Origin of the sequence: Microbacterium foliorum (genome assembly GCF_006385575.1) — a bacterium.
Taxonomy (GTDB): domain Bacteria; phylum Actinomycetota; class Actinomycetes; order Actinomycetales; family Microbacteriaceae; genus Microbacterium; species Microbacterium foliorum_B.
In genome coordinates this window covers 656,536-671,730 of sequence record NZ_CP041040.1, presented here as the reverse complement: position 1 = coordinate 671,730, position 15,195 = coordinate 656,536, and the positions used below count along the sequence as shown (strand labels likewise).

Annotated in this window: 15 protein-coding genes; 5 read left to right on the top strand and 10 right to left on the bottom strand. The window is 68.8% G+C overall.

The window, feature by feature from the left end; all coding sequences use genetic code 11:
- Positions 1 to 233 precede the first annotated feature (233 nt).
- The 4 genes from FIV50_RS03265 to FIV50_RS03250 form a co-directional block, all read right to left on the bottom strand.
- Positions 234 to 1,031 carry a DUF1206 domain-containing protein gene (locus tag FIV50_RS03265; RefSeq protein ID WP_140036172.1) on the bottom strand — a complete coding sequence of 266 codons (798 nt, stop codon included), beginning with the start codon at positions 1,029 to 1,031 and terminating at the stop codon, positions 234 to 236.
- 65 nt (positions 1,032 to 1,096) lie between these two features.
- The gene (locus FIV50_RS03260) at positions 1,097 to 1,729 is read right to left on the bottom strand and encodes a GyrI-like domain-containing protein (RefSeq protein WP_140038611.1); all 633 of its coding nucleotides are present in this window, start codon (positions 1,727 to 1,729) and stop codon (positions 1,097 to 1,099) included.
- 70 nt (positions 1,730 to 1,799) lie between these two features.
- On the bottom strand, positions 1,800 to 2,663 hold the full coding sequence (locus FIV50_RS03255) for an AraC family transcriptional regulator (protein WP_140036171.1): 864 nt from the start codon (positions 2,661 to 2,663) through the stop codon (positions 1,800 to 1,802).
- A gap of 88 nt (positions 2,664 to 2,751) precedes the next feature.
- On the bottom strand, positions 2,752 to 3,921 hold the full coding sequence (locus FIV50_RS03250) for an ROK family transcriptional regulator (protein WP_140036170.1): 1,170 nt from the start codon (positions 3,919 to 3,921) through the stop codon (positions 2,752 to 2,754).
- 86 nt (positions 3,922 to 4,007) lie between these two features.
- Between FIV50_RS03250 and xylA the strand changes: the two genes are divergently transcribed.
- Both xylA and xylB read left to right on the top strand, forming a co-directional pair.
- On the top strand, positions 4,008 to 5,195 hold the full coding sequence (gene xylA, locus FIV50_RS03245; RefSeq protein WP_140036169.1) for a xylose isomerase: 1,188 nt from the start codon (positions 4,008 to 4,010) through the stop codon (positions 5,193 to 5,195).
- A gap of 5 nt (positions 5,196 to 5,200) precedes the next feature.
- The gene (xylB, locus tag FIV50_RS03240) at positions 5,201 to 6,487 is read left to right on the top strand and encodes a xylulokinase (protein WP_140036168.1); all 1,287 of its coding nucleotides are present in this window, start codon (positions 5,201 to 5,203) and stop codon (positions 6,485 to 6,487) included.
- 147 nt (positions 6,488 to 6,634) lie between these two features.
- Here xylB and FIV50_RS03235 read toward each other — a convergent pair whose 3' ends face one another.
- From FIV50_RS03235 to FIV50_RS03225, 3 genes are read right to left on the bottom strand one after another with little or no spacing between them, the layout of a single operon-like run.
- Positions 6,635 to 7,696: a Gfo/Idh/MocA family protein gene (locus FIV50_RS03235; RefSeq protein WP_140036167.1), complete on the bottom strand. Its 1,062-nt coding sequence runs from the start codon at positions 7,694 to 7,696 to the stop codon at positions 6,635 to 6,637.
- A complete protein-coding gene (locus FIV50_RS03230) occupies positions 7,693 to 8,439 on the bottom strand; it encodes a cupin domain-containing protein (RefSeq protein WP_140036166.1) in 747 nt (248 codons plus the stop codon). The genes FIV50_RS03235 and FIV50_RS03230 overlap by 4 nt, the downstream gene beginning before the upstream one ends.
- A complete protein-coding gene (locus FIV50_RS03225) occupies positions 8,436 to 9,566 on the bottom strand; it encodes a Gfo/Idh/MocA family protein (protein ID WP_140036165.1) in 1,131 nt (376 codons plus the stop codon). The genes FIV50_RS03230 and FIV50_RS03225 overlap by 4 nt, the downstream gene beginning before the upstream one ends.
- A 100-nt stretch (positions 9,567 to 9,666) precedes the next feature.
- Here FIV50_RS03225 and FIV50_RS03220 point away from each other — a divergent pair, with 100 nt between their 5' ends.
- Genes FIV50_RS03220 through FIV50_RS03210 form a run of 3 tightly spaced genes read left to right on the top strand, consistent with a single transcriptional unit; the run spans position 9,667 to position 12,077 of the window.
- On the top strand, positions 9,667 to 10,683 hold the full coding sequence (locus FIV50_RS03220) for a LacI family DNA-binding transcriptional regulator (protein WP_140036164.1): 1,017 nt from the start codon (positions 9,667 to 9,669) through the stop codon (positions 10,681 to 10,683).
- A gap of 22 nt (positions 10,684 to 10,705) precedes the next feature.
- A complete protein-coding gene (locus FIV50_RS03215) occupies positions 10,706 to 11,641 on the top strand; it encodes an NAD(P)-dependent oxidoreductase (protein ID WP_140036163.1) in 936 nt (311 codons plus the stop codon).
- A 40-nt stretch (positions 11,642 to 11,681) separates the two neighbouring features.
- Positions 11,682 to 12,077: a VOC family protein gene (locus FIV50_RS03210; protein WP_140036162.1), complete on the top strand. Its 396-nt coding sequence runs from the start codon at positions 11,682 to 11,684 to the stop codon at positions 12,075 to 12,077.
- A gap of 7 nt (positions 12,078 to 12,084) precedes the next feature.
- On the opposite strand, the gene FIV50_RS03205 is transcribed toward FIV50_RS03210, so the two are convergent.
- The 3 genes from FIV50_RS03205 to FIV50_RS03195 all read right to left on the bottom strand — a co-directional run bounded on the left by FIV50_RS03205 (position 12,085) and on the right by FIV50_RS03195 (position 15,010).
- Positions 12,085 to 13,059: an NAD-dependent epimerase/dehydratase family protein gene (locus FIV50_RS03205; protein WP_140036161.1), complete on the bottom strand. Its 975-nt coding sequence runs from the start codon at positions 13,057 to 13,059 to the stop codon at positions 12,085 to 12,087.
- 82 nt (positions 13,060 to 13,141) lie between these two features.
- Positions 13,142 to 13,798, bottom strand: coding sequence for a GntR family transcriptional regulator (locus FIV50_RS03200; protein ID WP_140036160.1), 657 nt, complete (start codon positions 13,796 to 13,798; stop codon positions 13,142 to 13,144).
- A 171-nt stretch (positions 13,799 to 13,969) separates the two neighbouring features.
- The gene (locus tag FIV50_RS03195; protein ID WP_140036159.1) at positions 13,970 to 15,010 is read right to left on the bottom strand and encodes an aldo/keto reductase; all 1,041 of its coding nucleotides are present in this window, start codon (positions 15,008 to 15,010) and stop codon (positions 13,970 to 13,972) included.
- Positions 15,011 to 15,195 lie beyond the last annotated feature (185 nt).

The window sequence follows — 15,195 nt, the reverse complement described above, 5'->3', positions numbered from 1 at the left end:
CAGACCGCGGCGCAGAGTTTTTATGACGGGCCGTGAAAAAAACTTTTCGGATCGGACGTCGGGCTCTTCAGCGTCCTGGGCAGCACGCCGCGTCGACCCTGCCCGTCGTGTGCGTCGCGCCGGGAGTGGGCACGGTGGTGGCGCAGTCGATCGCGCTCGTCACGGTCGCGAAGGGGCTCGGCGTCTTCCTGCCGCTGTGGAGCGAGAAGCCCGCGAACGGCTGAGGCCGAACGTCACATCCGGGAGAAGCGCGCGCGAACCATAGAGAAGACGCCGTAGACGGCGAGTCCCACCCCGACGAGCCAGAGGATCGCGCGCCCCTGGGGCAGGTCGACCAGGCTGCGCAGTGCCCCGTCGAGGCCCGCGGCCTTCTCAGGGTCTTGCGTCCACGCCGCCACGACGAACAACAGGCCGGTCACCGTGATCGCGATGCCCTTGGCGATGTAGCCCGCGACGCCGAGGGCGATGATTCCGGGCCGCGAGGGCCCGTCTGGAACATCCATCGTCTTCTCGAAGCCTCTGGTGAACCCGATGACGATGAACCCGACCCCCACACCCGCCACGGTCAGACCGAGGATGATCAGCAGCACGATTCCGCCGGGAGCGCCGAGGATCACCGCGCTGAGGGCGCGCAGCGTCGTCTCTGACTCGACATGCCCTCCGAACGCGAAGATCAGCGCCAGGCCGGCGATCACGAGGTACGCACCCGCGATGCCGATCAGCTTGACCCGCATCCCCCACTTGCGAGGCTCCTTGCCGCCCGCGAGGAGACCGCTGGCGATCTGCCACACGGCCAGGGCGACGAGCGCCACCGCGACCAGCCCGAGAACCAGCCCGCCGACGGGCGTCGAGCGGATCTGCTCCATCGCACCGTCTTGGTCGGCATCCCCGCCGCCGCCGGAGGCGATGGAGACGGCGATCGCCCCGATGATGATGTGCACGAGGCCGACCACGACGAAGCCCGCCCGCGCCACGCGTCGGAATGCATCGGATCGCTGCGCCGTGCGCGCGGCATCCTTTGCTGAGGTCATCCGAGCAGGATATCGCCCGACGCGAAGATCGTCGGAAGGGTTGTGCCGAGCGGGCTCGGCACTGGTCAGCTGACCCGCTCCACCGGTTGACGCAGGATCGTGCGGAGCTTCGCGGGCTCGACCCGGCGGACATCGCTGAGATAGACCTCATGGTGAAGCCCCGTCATGGCCAGACCGCTCTCGGGGATGAACCGGTGGTGCAGCTCGTCGAGCACCGGGGCCTCGTCGTCGTAAGACCCGACGTGCAGGGTCTGCACGCACAGCCCTTCGTCGAGGGTCTCGAGCCGCACCGACCGCAGCGCGGGCGGGGCCTGCTTCTTCTTCGCGAGCTTCTCCTCGACCGTGTCGACCGCGCGGTCGAACATCTCGGGGGTGACGTGCTCCGGCACCATGATCATGAGAGTCCACTGCCAGGCCGACTTGTCGCGGCGTGAGGTGAACGACTCCATGTCGGGGGCGTGCCATTGCCCCTCGAGAGGCATCACGACCGTGTCGATCCCGAGCTGCTCCCTGCTCGCGAACTTGAGCGTGTAGGCGAGCGGGAAGAGCGCCGACACCGCATCCTGATACGCCTGGGCACTGTTGGGGTCACCCGCGCCGTCGACCATCAGGTACTGCATCGGGGGCACCTCGAGGATGCGGAACTCACCGTGCTTCGCCCGGTAGGCGTCGAGTGACTTCTTGGGGTCGATCGCCATCGCGGGTCCTCTCACGGTGGCATCGGCATCCGACCGTCGCCACAGTGTCGCACGAGAGGCGGACATCGGGTCACGCCTGTTCGACCGCCAACCAGAGCTCGCACGAGGCATGGGTGCCGGTGAACTCCAGGTATCGCACGATCGACGGGCCGGGACGCAGCCGCCACGGGTTCGACGGGAACCACTCGGTCGCCGTCGCGGCCCACAGGGTCTGCAGGGTCTCGGGGAACGGCCCCGAGGCGGCGAAGACCGCCCACGCACCCGCCTCCACCCTCATGACGTCGAGGTCGTCGGGCACCGCGGTCGACGCAGACACGGAGACGCCGTGCAGATAGGTGAGCTCCGTGCCCTCCGGAGCATCCGGTGCGACATCGCCGGTGACGGCGAGGATTCCGCCGGGCTCGGCATCGCTCAGCGCCTTCAGCCTGAGGTGCTCTTCGGCTGCGATCGAGGCGATGTGCGCCTGAATGTGCGGATTGACCCCCTCGTGGATGAGCGGCACTCGCGCGGCGTGGCCGACGAGCACGAGATCGGGGGTGGTGATGATGGTGACGTCCATCTGGATGCTCCCTTCGACGCTCAGGCGGAACCGGAGCGTGGGTTGTGTGCGGAGAGGACCCCCGTCTCGGCGCGCATCGACCGGATTGATCCCGTGCACGGCGCGGAACGCGCGACCGAACGCCTCGATCGAGCCGTATCCGTGCCGCACCGCGACATCGAGCACGTTCGGGGCGCCTGCGGCGAGCTCCGCACCGGCGAGCGTCATCCGGCGACGGCGGACGTACTCCGACAGCGGCATTCCGGCCAGAGCCGAGAACATCCGCCGCAGGTGGTACTCCGTCGTCCCGTGGACGCGCGCGAACCCGGCGACGTCGATATCGGCTGCGGCGTCGGCCTCGACGAGATCGACCAGTGCGTTGAGCGTTCCGATCATGAGGTCCTCCTTTCCTCACCATCGTGCGATCCGAGGGTGTCCCGTGACCCGACTTTCCGCGTCGGATCCGATCAGGCGCCCCGCAGGGTCAGCTGCGCTCCCCTGGATCCGCAAGCAGGTCTGCGAAGGCCAGCTCGGCCGCGCCGATCAGCAGCCTGTCGGCGCCGAGAGCGGCAGGACGGATCTCCAGTGCCTCCGCGCTCTCCGACATCGCCAACGCCTGCACGTCGTCAGCGATCTGAGTCGCCCTCAGGTCGGCGATCGTCGCCAGGAACCCGCCGAGCACGACGAGTGCGGGGTTGAGCACGTTGACGGCATTGGCCAGTGCCCCCGCGAGCACGCGCGCCTGACGCGTGATCTCGTCGGCCACCACCGCCGACTGCGACTCCGAGAGCTCGGCGTCGAGCGTCTCGTCATCCGCCGAATCGAGGCCCACCGCGTCGAGCAGCAGCCGGCGACTCACCTCGGCCTCGAGCACGCCATCGGCGGTGCGTCGATCGGTGTCTGCGGATATCCGCGGCCTGTTCTGACCGAACTCCCCCGCGTATCCGCCCGCGCCGGCGACCGGCTTGCCGTTCACGATCAGGCCGCCGCCGATGCCGGACGCGCCTCCGTTCAGGTAGACGATGTCGTCGATCCCCCGGCCGGCGCCGTAGCGGTGCTCCGCGATCGCCCCGAGCGTCGCATCGTTGTCGACGAATGCCGCAGACGACGTGGCCGAGCTGACGAGTTCGGCGAGCGGCACGTCGGTCCAACCCAGATGGGGCGCGTTGCGCACGACTCCGTCGGAGGTGCGCACGAGACCGGGCACGGCGACACCGACTGCTGCGATCCGCACGTCCGCGAGCGCGCCCTCACGCCACGCGGCGATGCGCTCGGCGATCGTCGCCACGACGACTGCAGGTGTCGGCACGGTCTCGTTCGGCAGGCGTTCGCGCACGAGGATGCTGCGGTCGAGACCGACCGCAGCGATCTCGATCGCATCGACCTCGGGGTTCACCGCGATCGCGACGACGCGGGCCGAGGCCGTCACGACCGGCGAGGGTCGACCCACGCGACCGGGGACGTCGGGCACCCGTTCGTCGACCAGACCCCGTCTGACGAGCTCTGCGACGAGGTCGGCGATCGTCGAGCGGTTGAGCCCCGTCTGCTCGGTGAGAGCTGCTCTCGATTGGGCGCCGTTCTCGTGCACGAGCCGCAGGATGAGCGAGAGATTGTGTGGGCGGGTGCCCAGCGCGGGGCTCGACTGCGACGGCATCCCTTCACTGTAGGGGGTGGACGCACCTCCCGTCATGAGATATGTTGTGAAGCACAACTTATTCGCTGACCTGCACAGGAGCAGACATGCCCACTCCCACCCGTGACGACAAGTTCTCCTTCGGTCTGTGGACCGTCGGCTACAACGGAGCCGACCCGTTCGGCGGCCCGACCCGACCGGCCCTCGACGTGGTGCACGCCGTCGAGAAGCTCGCCGAGCTCGGCGCCTACGGCCTGACCTTCCACGACGACGACCTGTTCGCCTTCGGCTCGACGGACGCCGAACGCCAGACGCAGATCGACCGCCTGAAGGGCGCACTCGCCGACACCGGCCTGGTCGTGCCGATGGTCACCACCAACCTCTTCAGCGCGCCGATCTTCAAGGACGGCGGCTTCACCTCGAACGACCGCGACGTGCGTCGCTACGCGCTGCGCAAGGTGTTCCGTCAGCTCGACCTCGGCGCAGAGCTCGGCGCCAAGACCTTCGTCATGTGGGGTGGCCGCGAGGGCGCCGAGTACGACTCCGCGAAGGACATCCGCCAGGCGCTCGAGCGCTACCGCGAGGCCGTGAACCTGCTCGGCGACTACGTGACCGACAAGGGCTACGACATCCGCTTCGCGATCGAGCCGAAGCCCAACGAGCCGCGCGGCGACATCCTGCTGCCGACCCTCGGCCACGCGATCGCCTTCATCGACTCGCTCGAGCGTCCCGAACTCGTCGGCGTGAACCCCGAGGTGGGGCACGAGCAGATGGCCGGGCTCAACTTCACCGCGGGCATCGCGCAGGCACTGTTCCACGGCAAGCTCTTCCACATCGACCTCAACGGTCAGCGCGGCATCAAGTACGACCAGGACCTCGTCTTCGGTCACGGCGACCTGCACAACGCCTTCTCGCTCGTGGATCTGCTCGAGAACGGCGGCCCTGGTGGCGTCCCGGCCTACGACGGCCCCCGTCACTTCGACTACAAGCCGAGCCGCACGGAAGACGAGAAGGGCGTTTGGGAGTCGGCCGCAGCCAACATGCGCACGTACCTGCTGCTCAAGGAGCGCGCAGCGGCATTCCGCGCCGACCCCGAGGTGCAGGAGGCTCTCGCGGCAGCCCGCGTCGACGAGCTCTCGACGCCGACCCTGAACCCCGGAGAGAGCTACGACGACTTCCTCGCCGACCGCTCGGCCTACGAGGACTTCGACGCGAACTCCTACTTCGGCGGCAAGGGCTTCGGCTTCGTCCGTCTGCAGCAGCTCGCGACCGAGCACCTGCTCGGCGCTCGCTGATCGGCATGCCGCTGGTTCTCGGGGTCGACTCGTCGACCCAGTCGTGCAAGACCGTCGTCGTCGACACGGCGACCGGAGCGGTCATCCGCTCCGGTCGCGCGTCGCACCCCGACGGGACGTCGGTCGACCCCGAAGCCTGGTGGCGCGCTCTCGACGCGGCGATCACCGAGGCGGGGTCGCTCGACGACATCGCCGCGTGGTCGATCGGCGGCCAGCAGCACGGACTCGTCGCGCTCGATGAGTCCGGTCGGGTCATCCGCGATGCGCTGCTGTGGAACGACACCCGGTCGGCGGGTGCCGCGCAGGATCTCATCGCCGAGTTCGGAGCGTCCGAGCTGGCCGTGCGCACCGGGCTCGTTCCGGTGGCCTCGTTCACGATCACGAAGCTGCGCTGGCTTCGCGATCACGAGCCCGAGAACGCGGCGCGGGTCGCCGCGGTCGCCCTGCCGCACGACTGGCTGACGTGGCGCCTGCGCGGCTTCGGCCCCGAGAATCCGATGCTCGACGAGTTGGTGACCGATCGGTCGGATGCCTCGGGCACGGGCTACTGGAACCCGTCGACGGGCGAGTACGACCGCGACCTGCTGGTCGCCGCCCTGGGGCACGATGCGATCCTGCCGCGGGTGCTCGCGCACGACGAGTTCGTGACGGATGCCGAAGGCCGGCGAGTCGGCGCGGGGGCGGGAGACAACGCCGCCGCGGCGCTCGGCCTCGGTGCCGTACCCGGCGACGCGGTCGTGTCGATCGGCACGTCCGGCACGGTGTGTGCGATCAGCACCACCCCGCTGAGCGATGAGAGCGGCACCGTTGCCGGGTTCGCCGATGCCTCGGGCAACTTCCTCCCCCTCGTGGCGACGCTCAACGCAGCCCGGGTCGTCGATGTGACGGCGGCGCTGCTCGGAGTCACGCACGGCGAGTTCAGCGATCTCGCCCTGCAGGCATCGCCGGGCGCCGACGGCCTCACTCTGCTCCCCTACTTCGAGGGAGAGCGCACACCCAACCTGCCGGATGCCACGGCATCCCTCTCGGGCATGACACTGGCATCCACGACCAGGGAGAACCTGGCCCGCGCTGCCGTCGAAGGGATGCTGAGCGGACTCGGCGCCGGTCTCGATGCGCTGCGCGACCTCGGCATCCCTCTCGAACGAGCCCTGCTGATCGGCGGCGGCGCGCAGTCGGAGTCCGTGCGCCGCATCGCGCCCGAGATCCTCGGCCTTCCCGTGGAGGTGCCGGAGCCCGGTGAGTACGTGGCGCTGGGCGCTGCGCGCCAGGCTGCCCTGATCGTCGGCTGAGTTCGCGCGCGCCCCGGACACACATGCCCTCGGGAGGGGATCTGCGCTTCGGGAGGAGCGATGCACGGCATCCGTCCTCCCGAAGCGCAGTCCTCCTCCCGAAGAGGTGATGAGCGAGGTGGAGGCGGATGCCGAAGGCGGAAGCCGTCAGCCGGCGAGCACCCGAGCGTCGCGCTGCGCGATGATGCTCAGCTCGGCCGCGGTGAAGGCGTGCTGCTGCGTCATCGCGTGCTCGGTGCGGTCGAGGCAATCGCGGATCAGCTGACCGAAGAACGGGAACCCCGTCTTGCCCGTCGCGTCGAACCGGAACTGTCCGTCCTGGTTGACGAGCAGCACCTGACCGCCGCCGTTGTCGGTCGTGATGTCGGTGTACTTGCGCAGCTCGATGTAGCCGTCGGTGCCGAGCAGCACGGTGCGCCCGTCGCCGAAGACGTCGAGCCCTGCCGGGGTGAACCAGTCCACGCGCACGTACCCGGTCGTGCCGTTGTCGAGCACCACGTGGGCGTCGCCGAAGTCCTGCAGCCCCGGAGTCTCACGGTGCGCGTAGTTCGCGACCGTCGAGCTGACGACCTCCCCGGCGGTCGCACCCGTGTAATAGAGCATCTGCTCGAAGTTGTGACTGCCGATGTCGCAGATGATCCCGCCGTACTGCTCGGGGTCGTAGAACCAGTCGGGGCGTCCGGTGCCGATGCGATGAGGGCCGAACGATGCGACCTGCAGCACGGTTCCGATCGCGCCCTGGTCGATCAGCTGGCCGGCGAGGATCGCCGCCTCGGAATGCACCCGCTCGCCGTAGTAGACGGCGAACTTCTGCCCGGTGCGAGCGACGGCCTCGCGGGCCGCGGTGAGGTCGTCCATCGTCGTGATCGCGGGCTTGTCGGCGAAGAAGTCCTTGCCGGCGTCGAGCACGCGGACACCGAGCCGAGCCCGCTGGTTGGCGATCGAGGCGCTCGCGACGAGTCGCACATGCGGGTCGTCGAGCACCTCCTGCTCGCTGGCGGCCGCCCGCGCCTGCGGGAACCGCTCGACGAAGTCGGCGAGCTTCGCAGGGTCCGGGTCGTGGACGAGCGACAGAGTGGCGCCCGCATCGATGAGCTGCTCGACCATTCCGACGATGTGGCCGTGGTCGAGCCCCACCGCGGCGAACACGAACTCACCGGGGCCCACGACCGGCTCCGGCAGCGCATCGAAGGTGTAGGTGCGGGTCATCGCGAGGTCTCCTCATCGTTCACGTCATCATCGTTCACGTCATAGGTGCGCAGGCGTCCGCACATGCCGAATCCGCGCTCTCCCACCGAGGGTACGGCCCGGTGCACGCGGGCCTCGGCCAGGTGGGTCACAGAGCCGGATGCGACGGCTTCGGCGAGCGCGAGCGAGTGCTCGGCCTGCGCCAGCGGTCGCTCTCGCACCAGGTCGGGCCATGTCTGGGCTCGGTCGCGCACGAGCGCTGCGGCAGCGGTGTGGAATGCGGCGAGCGCGGTGCGGTCGCCGGCGGCCACGGCATCCCGCAGCGACTCGAACCCCGTCACCGCGAGGTCGCGTCGCCGTCCGGCTCGTGCCGCGCGTTCGGCGGGGTCGTCTCCGAGTGACACCGCTGCGGCATACGCGTCAGGGTCGTTCACGACGTCGGCGGGGAAGGTCAGCACCGCATCGCCCGCCTCCGGGAGCCCGGCGTTGCTCATCAGCACGACGACTCGCAGCTCGCCGCGGTTCACGGCGCGGTGGATGGTGCCGGGGGTGAACCACACGACCGACCCGGCAGACAGCGGCGTCTCACGGAATCCGTCGCCGTCGATCGTCTGCAGGGCGCCGTCACCTGAGATCACGACGTAGGCCTCGGTCGAGACGAGGTGCATGTGGGGGCTGCCGCCGCAGATGCCGTCGGGCGCGGGGTCAGTGTAGACGTCGAGATGCGACAGCGAGGTGCCCCCCGGGAACGAGGATGCGGTCACGATGCCGCCTCCACCAGCGACGAGGTCTTCTCGAAGAAGTGCGGAGCGTGCGCCACGAGCTGCCCGGCTCGGTAGTACGGGTCCGACGCCGCGATCGGCAGTGATACGAGCTGGCGCTCGAACCCCGCTTTGTAGATGGCGGTGACCACCTCGACCGCGTTGCGGCCGTCGTGACCCCCGGCGATCGGCGGGCGGCTGTCGCGGATCGCCGCCATCAGATCGCCGATCTGACCCTCGTGGCCGAGGTGCGCGAGCGGCGTGCGGCCGGCGACGAGAGCCTCGATGCGCGCCACGACATCGGGCGCTCCCCCGTCTTCGGGGAATCCGTCGCGTCTGGACTGCTCTGCGACGACGGAGAACGGCTGCGACACCCGCGCATCCGCGCCCTGGATCACGATCGCCTGCTCCTCACCGTGATGCACCACCGAGCTGGTCAGCTGGGCGAGCCCGCGGTCGTACCGGAAGATCGCAACCGAGAGATCCTCCACCTCGGCGTTGTCGTGCTGCGCGTTGGCGAGCATGGCGGTGATCTCGGTCGGACTCCCCAGCAGCCACAGCAGCAGGTCGATGTGGTGGATGGCGTGATTCAGTGTGCATCCGCCTCCCTCCTTCTCCCACGTGCCGCGCCACCAGAGGTCGTAGTAGGGCAGTCCGCGCCACCACGCCGAGTCGACGCGCACGTGCGAGATCGAGCCGAGCAGACCTGAGTCGACGACGTCTTTCAGAGCGGCGAGGTCGTCGCGGAACCGGTTCTGTGCGACGACCGAGAGCAGTCTGCCCGAGCGCTCCTGGGCGGCCAGCATCGCATCGCACTCTTCGAGAGAGGGTGCCATCGGCTTCTCGACGAGCACGTGGATCCCCGCGTCGAGGGCGGCGATCGCCAGCGACGCGTGCGTCGACGGAGGGGTCGCGATGCTCACGATGTCGAGGCCGCCGCGGGCGATCATCTCGAGCGGATCGTCGAATGCCGCCGCATCCGTGAGCCCGAAGGCCTCGGCCTTCTGCGCCGCCCGGCCCGTGATCACGTCGGCGAGCGCCACCACCTCGCACTCGTCGGGGAACGCGAGGTATCCGCTGATGTGCGCGTCGGCGATCCCGCCGGTGCCGATGATGCCGATCCTGAGCATTCGTTGCCTCCTCGATGAGGTATTACTACGTATTACTAAGACGTAGTAGATACTATCGAGAAGCGCACCGGTCACGTCAACCCCCGAGAGGACGGATGCCATGGAGAAACGGCCAACGAGCCATGACGTCGCACACCTCGCCGGAGTGTCGCAGTCGACGGTGTCCTTCGTCTTCACGGGGCGCGCCGGAATCTCGGAGGCCACCCGCGAGAAGGTGCTGCGGGCTGCGGCCGAGCTGAACTACCGACCGAATCTCGCCGCCCGATCCATGCGCACCCACCGCACCGGGCGACTCGCGGTCGTGGTGCCGATCGCAACGATGAACCCGCTCACCCTGCTGTCGGGTGCGATCTCGGCCGCACGAGACGAGGGGTACGTCGTCGAGGTGGTGAGCCTGCCGCAGGAACCTGACGAGCGAGAGGCGCGCTTCGCCGAAGTCAGGGACTCGGGGCAGTACGAGGGGATCCTGTCGTTCACTCCGCTCCCGGGCGCCGCGACCGCAGACAGGGCCACAGGCGACACAGCTGACGAGCCGACGCTCGGCACCGTCGTCGTCTCCGTCGGCGAATTCGACGACGCGATGCACATGGCCGGGGCGTTGACAGACGCGCGGCCCGTCGCCGAGATGATCGAACGCCTCGCGGCGCAAGGCCATCGGCGGTTCCTGCATATCGCCGGCCCGCCAGATTTCCCCTCCGCGCAGTCTCGACGGCGGGCATACCTCGATGCCGTGGCACGACTCGGCCTCGAGTCGATCGGCGTGATCGACGGCGACTGGAGCGGTCGCTCGGGTGAGGCCGCCGTCGAGGGGCTCTCCTCGGACGCACCGCCCCTCGCGGTGATAGCGGCGAACGACGTCGTCGCGACGGGCGCCATCCGCGCGGCGACCAGGCGCGGATGGAAGCTGCCAGACGACGTCGCCGTGACCGGGTGGGACGACCACCCCCAGAGCGCGTTCCTCGTGCCCTCGCTCACCAGCGTCTCGCAGGACCGCGAGAGACTGGGGGCCTACTCGATGCACCGCCTCATCGCCGCCGTGCGAGGTGGAGAGCCGCCGACCAAACCCGACGACCTGCTCACCGTGATCTGGCGCGAGTCGACCGAATCCCCCCGCTGACCGCCGTGAACTGGAGACGCACATGAAGATCCTGATCCCGAACACCATCGAGCTGCCGCTGACCGCCGACGTCGACACCGTCGTCTACGACATCGACGCGGACATCCCCGAGGAGCACCGCGACGCCGAGGTGCTGGTCGTCTGGCACAACTCGTCGTCGTGGCTGCAGGACGCAGCCCGAACACTCCCCCGGCTGCAGCTGGTGCAGGCGCTCGCCTCGGGAGCTGACGCCGTTCTGAACGCCGGGTTCGCGGCGGACGTGCGCATCTGCTCGGGTCGCTCGCTGCACGACGGTCCCGTCGCCGAGCACGCCCTGGCGCTGATCCTGAGCGCGGTGCGCCGACTCGACCGGCTGCGCGATGCCCAGCGCGAGCACCGCTGGGACGAGGAGTTCAACGACGAGCAGAGCGCTGCCGGGACCCGCACGCTGCACACGCTCTCCGGTGCTCGCGTGACCATCTGGGGCTTCGGATCGATCGCTTCGACGCTCGCGCCATCGCTCACCGCACTCGGCGCCGAGGTGCAGGGCATCGCGCGCACCGCCGGCGAGCGGTCGGGCTTCGAGGTGCATGCGGATGCCGATGCGGCCGACGTGCTGTCAGACACCGACGTGCTGGTGTCGATCCTGCCCGCCACCGCCGAGACCACGGATCTGTTCGATGCCGGGGTGTTCGCAGCACTCAAGAACGGCGCCGTGTTCGTGAACGTCGGCCGGGGTGCGACGGTCGATGAGGGCGCCTTGATCGCAGCGCTCGAGTCAGGGCAGCTGCGCGCCGCGGCGATCGACGTCGCGAAGTCCGAGCCACTCGCGGCATCCGATCCGCTGTGGGACGCACCGAACCTGCTCATCACCCCGCACATCGCCGGCAACCGGCCCGTGGGTGCGGCACGCCTGCTCGATGACAACGTCACCCGCCTGCTCGCCGGCGACGGTCTCGTCAACCAGGTGCACCCATAGGGGTCTGGACACCTCGCGGCGAGCGGCGCATGCTGAACGCATGACCGCCTTTCAGACAGCACACGCGTTCAGCGGATTCAGCGTCGACGACATCGACGCCGCCCGCTCCTTCTACGGCGACACCCTGGGCATGAACGTCACAACGAACGCCATGGGGTTTCTCGACATCAGCCTGCCCGACGGCGGGTCGATCCTCGTCTACGCCAAGCCGAATCATGAGCCCGCGAGCTTCACGATCCTCAACTTCCCGGTGGACGACATCGACGCCGCGGTCGATGAGCTCAACGGGCGCGGAGTCCTGACGAAGATCTACGACGACTCGGAGTTCGACACCGACGACAAAGGCATCCTTCGGGGCGGCCCCGATCGCGGGCCCGATATCGCCTGGTTCACAGACCCGGCAGGCAACGTGCTCGCCGTGCTCGCCGCCGGCTGATCCTGCGTCAGGCGAGCAGGCCGTCGAACAGGGCGTTCACGGCGGGGTCGACGCGCTGCAGGTCGGGGTTCGCGTCGTGCCACTCGATGATCTCTCGCGCCGCCGTGTGCAGAGGCACCACCGGGTTGAAGTCGGGCACGACCCGGCGGATCTTCGTGTTGTCGAACACGACCGAGTGCGCCATGTCGCCCGTGAGCTGACCGGCGCGCTCGGGCGCAGCATCCTCGATCGCCGCGCTCGTCGCGTAACGGATCTTCGGCTCCGCACCCGCAGCATGCCCGAGGATCGAGTAGATCTCGTTCCACGTGTAGACGAAGTCGCTGGTGATCTGGAACGTGTCGCCATAGGCGAGCGGATTTCCGAGCAGGCCGGCGAACCCGACCGCGAAGTCGCTCGAGTGGGTGAGGGTCCACAGAGACGTGCCGTCTCCGTGCACGATGATCTCCTCGCCACGGCGGATGCGGTCGATCGCCGTCCATCCACCGAAGGCCGGGATCGTCCATCTGTCATAGGTGTGCGAGGGGCGCAGCACCGTGACCGGGAATCCACGCTCGCGATAGGCGGCGGTGAGCAGATCTTCACACGCGATCTTGTCTCGCGAGTACTGCCAGTGCGGGTTGCGCAGCGGCGTCGACTCGGTGATCGGCAGACGCGCGACCGGCTTCTGGTATGCGGATGCCGAGCTGATGAAGACGTACTGCCCCGTGCGGCCCTCGAAGCGGTCGATGTCGCGCTGCACCTGATCGGGCGTGAACGCGATCATGTCGGCGACGACGTCGAACTCACGCCCGGCGAGCGCGGCGTCGACCGCGGCAGCATCCGTGATGTCGGCCGTCAGCACCTCGACGCCCTCCGCGGGCTCCCGACGCGAGTGCCCGCGGTTCAGCAGCGTCACCTCCATGCCTCGGGATGCGGCGAGCGCACTCGCCGCCGAGGAGATGATTCCGGTTCCACCGATGAACAACACCTTCGTCGCAGCCATGCATCGACTCTATCGACGGGTCAGTCAGGCGGCTCCGAATCGAGGGGGCGAAGCACCCTGATCTCGAGACGGAGACCGTGGACTAGACGAGGTTCTCGAAGAGTGCGCGGACGGCTGACTCAGCCGCGTCCGGGTCTGCGGCGCGCATCGCGTGCGCGACGGCTTCGGTCGCGGCGGATCGCACCTGCGTCACGCCGTCACCGCGGGTGACCCCGGAGAACTGCAGGGCGCACTGCACCAGGATCGTGGCCTCGACGAGGTGGATCGCCTGCCGAGGATGCTCGATGAGGTCGGCCACGGCGGTGAGCAACCCGATCACCGCGGCGTTGCGGCTGACGGCGCCGTCAGCGTCGCCGATCTGTTCGGCATGGGCTGCGAGTTCTGAGCGCACTCCCTCGCTGGTCGTCGGCAGCGCCCTGCGGAGCGCCGTGCCGGCGAGGACGCCGGCATAGCTGAGGGCAGCGCAGGAATCGGCGGCGCTGAAGTCGGCGACCTTGGTGTACCGGGCCGGCGTGACCTCCACCAATCCGATGTCCCTGAGCCGGATGATCGCTTCGCGGATCGGGTTCAGCGACATGTGCAGTTCCTGCGCGAAGCGCGCAGTGTCGAGCCGGTCGCCAGACACGTACTCACCCCGCAGGATCGCCGCAAGGATGTGCTGGAAGGCGAGTTCGGGCAGCGGAACGGGGCTGCGATGACTCCACTGGTGCGTCCGTAGCTCGGCGTGGGCGATGGTCATCTGAAGCTCCTCGGGATCCGTTGCGGATGCTCCCGTTCGCAGGGGCTTCCACTAACCAGACCCGCTGGCGCCCGGAATATTACGCGACGGCCTCAGAAAAGTCCGAGGAGGCCCGCCCGACAGCGCGTGCAGGGCAGGACGTCAGCATGGAATCCCGATCGCGGAGCGTGTTCAGACCACGCTGGTGCCGGGTGCGGCGGCGAACTCCTCGAGAGCGGCGATGACGTCATCCGACAGCTCGACCTGGCTCGCAGCCACGGCGTCGTCGATCTGGCCGGTGCGCGAGGCTCCGATGATCGCGGTCGTCACCACCGGGTCGCGCAGCACCCACGCCACGGCGAGCTGCGGGATCGACAGCCCCGCCTCCTTCGCCACGCCGTCGATGCCGCGAATGCGCTCGAGGTAGCTGTCGGTGAGGGCCGATCCGTTGAGGAAATGGCTGTTCGCCGCGCGCGAGTCGGCGGGGACGTCGCCGTCGATGTACTTGCCGGTGAGCAGCCCCTGAGCGAGCGGAGAGAACACTGCGCTGCCGACCTTCAGCCCGCGCAGCGCCGGGAACAGCTCGGCCTCGGGAGTGCGGTCGAACAGCGAGTACCGGGGCTGGTGCAGCAGCAGCCTCACTCCCTGGTCTACCAGCAGCTCATAGGCCTGACGGGCGAGCTCCGCCGGGTAGTTCGAGATGCCGACGTAGAGCGCCTTTCCGCTGCGCACGATGTCGACGAGCGCCGTCACCGTCTCCTCGAGCGGCGTCTCAGGATCGGGTCGGTGCGAGTAGAACACGTCGACGTAGTCGGTGTTCATGCGCTGCAGGCTCTGCTCGAGAGAGCGCGTGAGGTACTTGCGCGAGCCGCCGTCGCCGAACGGCCCCGGCCACATGTCATAGCCGGCCTTGGTCGTGACGAACAGCTCGTCGCGGTAGCGCGCCAGGCCGCTGTCGAGCACCGCGCCGAACGTCGACTCGGCCGATCCGTAGGGCGGGCCGTAGTTGTTGGCGAGGTCGATGTGCACGACCCCGCGGTCGAACGCGTGCAGCACGATCTCGCGCTGGCTGTCGAACGAGCGATCGCGTCCGAAGTTCTGCCAGAGGCCCAGCGACACCTTCGGCAGCTGGACGCCGCTCGAGCCCGCGCGCTGGAACGGCACGTCGGTGTAGCGGCTGGACGCGGCCTCGTAGGCGTGCGTCAGGCGGGGATCATCAGCGGCGATGGGCATGAACGATGCTCCTATGCAGGCGGGGGAAGGCCTTCAGGATAGTGCTTTCTGGCGGATGGCCGTGGATCCGCTGCGCCGCCGCCGTCATGATCCGACATGCCTTCGTCGGACTCGACTGATCCTGCCCCGCCCTCTTCCCGATCGACCGACCGCTGTCAAGGACACCCACGAAGTCGGATGGGCGA

Coding starts and splice junctions, on each gene's coding strand:
- FIV50_RS03265 (WP_140036172.1), bottom strand. CDS start 1,031: ATGACCTCAGCAAAGGATGCCGCGCGCACGGCGCAGCGATCCGATGCA.
- FIV50_RS03260 (WP_140038611.1), bottom strand. CDS start 1,729: ATGGCGATCGACCCCAAGAAGTCACTCGACGCCTACCGGGCGAAGCAC.
- FIV50_RS03255 (WP_140036171.1), bottom strand. CDS start 2,663: ATGATCGGAACGCTCAACGCACTGGTCGATCTCGTCGAGGCCGACGCC.
- FIV50_RS03250 (WP_140036170.1), bottom strand. CDS start 3,921: ATGCCGTCGCAGTCGAGCCCCGCGCTGGGCACCCGCCCACACAATCTC.
- xylA (WP_140036169.1), top strand. CDS start 4,008: ATGCCCACTCCCACCCGTGACGACAAGTTCTCCTTCGGTCTGTGGACC.
- xylB (WP_140036168.1), top strand. CDS start 5,201: ATGCCGCTGGTTCTCGGGGTCGACTCGTCGACCCAGTCGTGCAAGACC.
- FIV50_RS03235 (WP_140036167.1), bottom strand. CDS start 7,696: ATGACCCGCACCTACACCTTCGATGCGCTGCCGGAGCCGGTCGTGGGC.
- FIV50_RS03225 (WP_140036165.1), bottom strand. CDS start 9,566: ATGCTCAGGATCGGCATCATCGGCACCGGCGGGATCGCCGACGCGCAC.
- FIV50_RS03220 (WP_140036164.1), top strand. CDS start 9,667: ATGGAGAAACGGCCAACGAGCCATGACGTCGCACACCTCGCCGGAGTG.
- FIV50_RS03215 (WP_140036163.1), top strand. CDS start 10,706: ATGAAGATCCTGATCCCGAACACCATCGAGCTGCCGCTGACCGCCGAC.
- FIV50_RS03210 (WP_140036162.1), top strand. CDS start 11,682: ATGACCGCCTTTCAGACAGCACACGCGTTCAGCGGATTCAGCGTCGAC.
- FIV50_RS03205 (WP_140036161.1), bottom strand. CDS start 13,059: ATGGCTGCGACGAAGGTGTTGTTCATCGGTGGAACCGGAATCATCTCC.
- FIV50_RS03200 (WP_140036160.1), bottom strand. CDS start 13,798: ATGACCATCGCCCACGCCGAGCTACGGACGCACCAGTGGAGTCATCGC.
- FIV50_RS03195 (WP_140036159.1), bottom strand. CDS start 15,010: ATGCCCATCGCCGCTGATGATCCCCGCCTGACGCACGCCTACGAGGCC.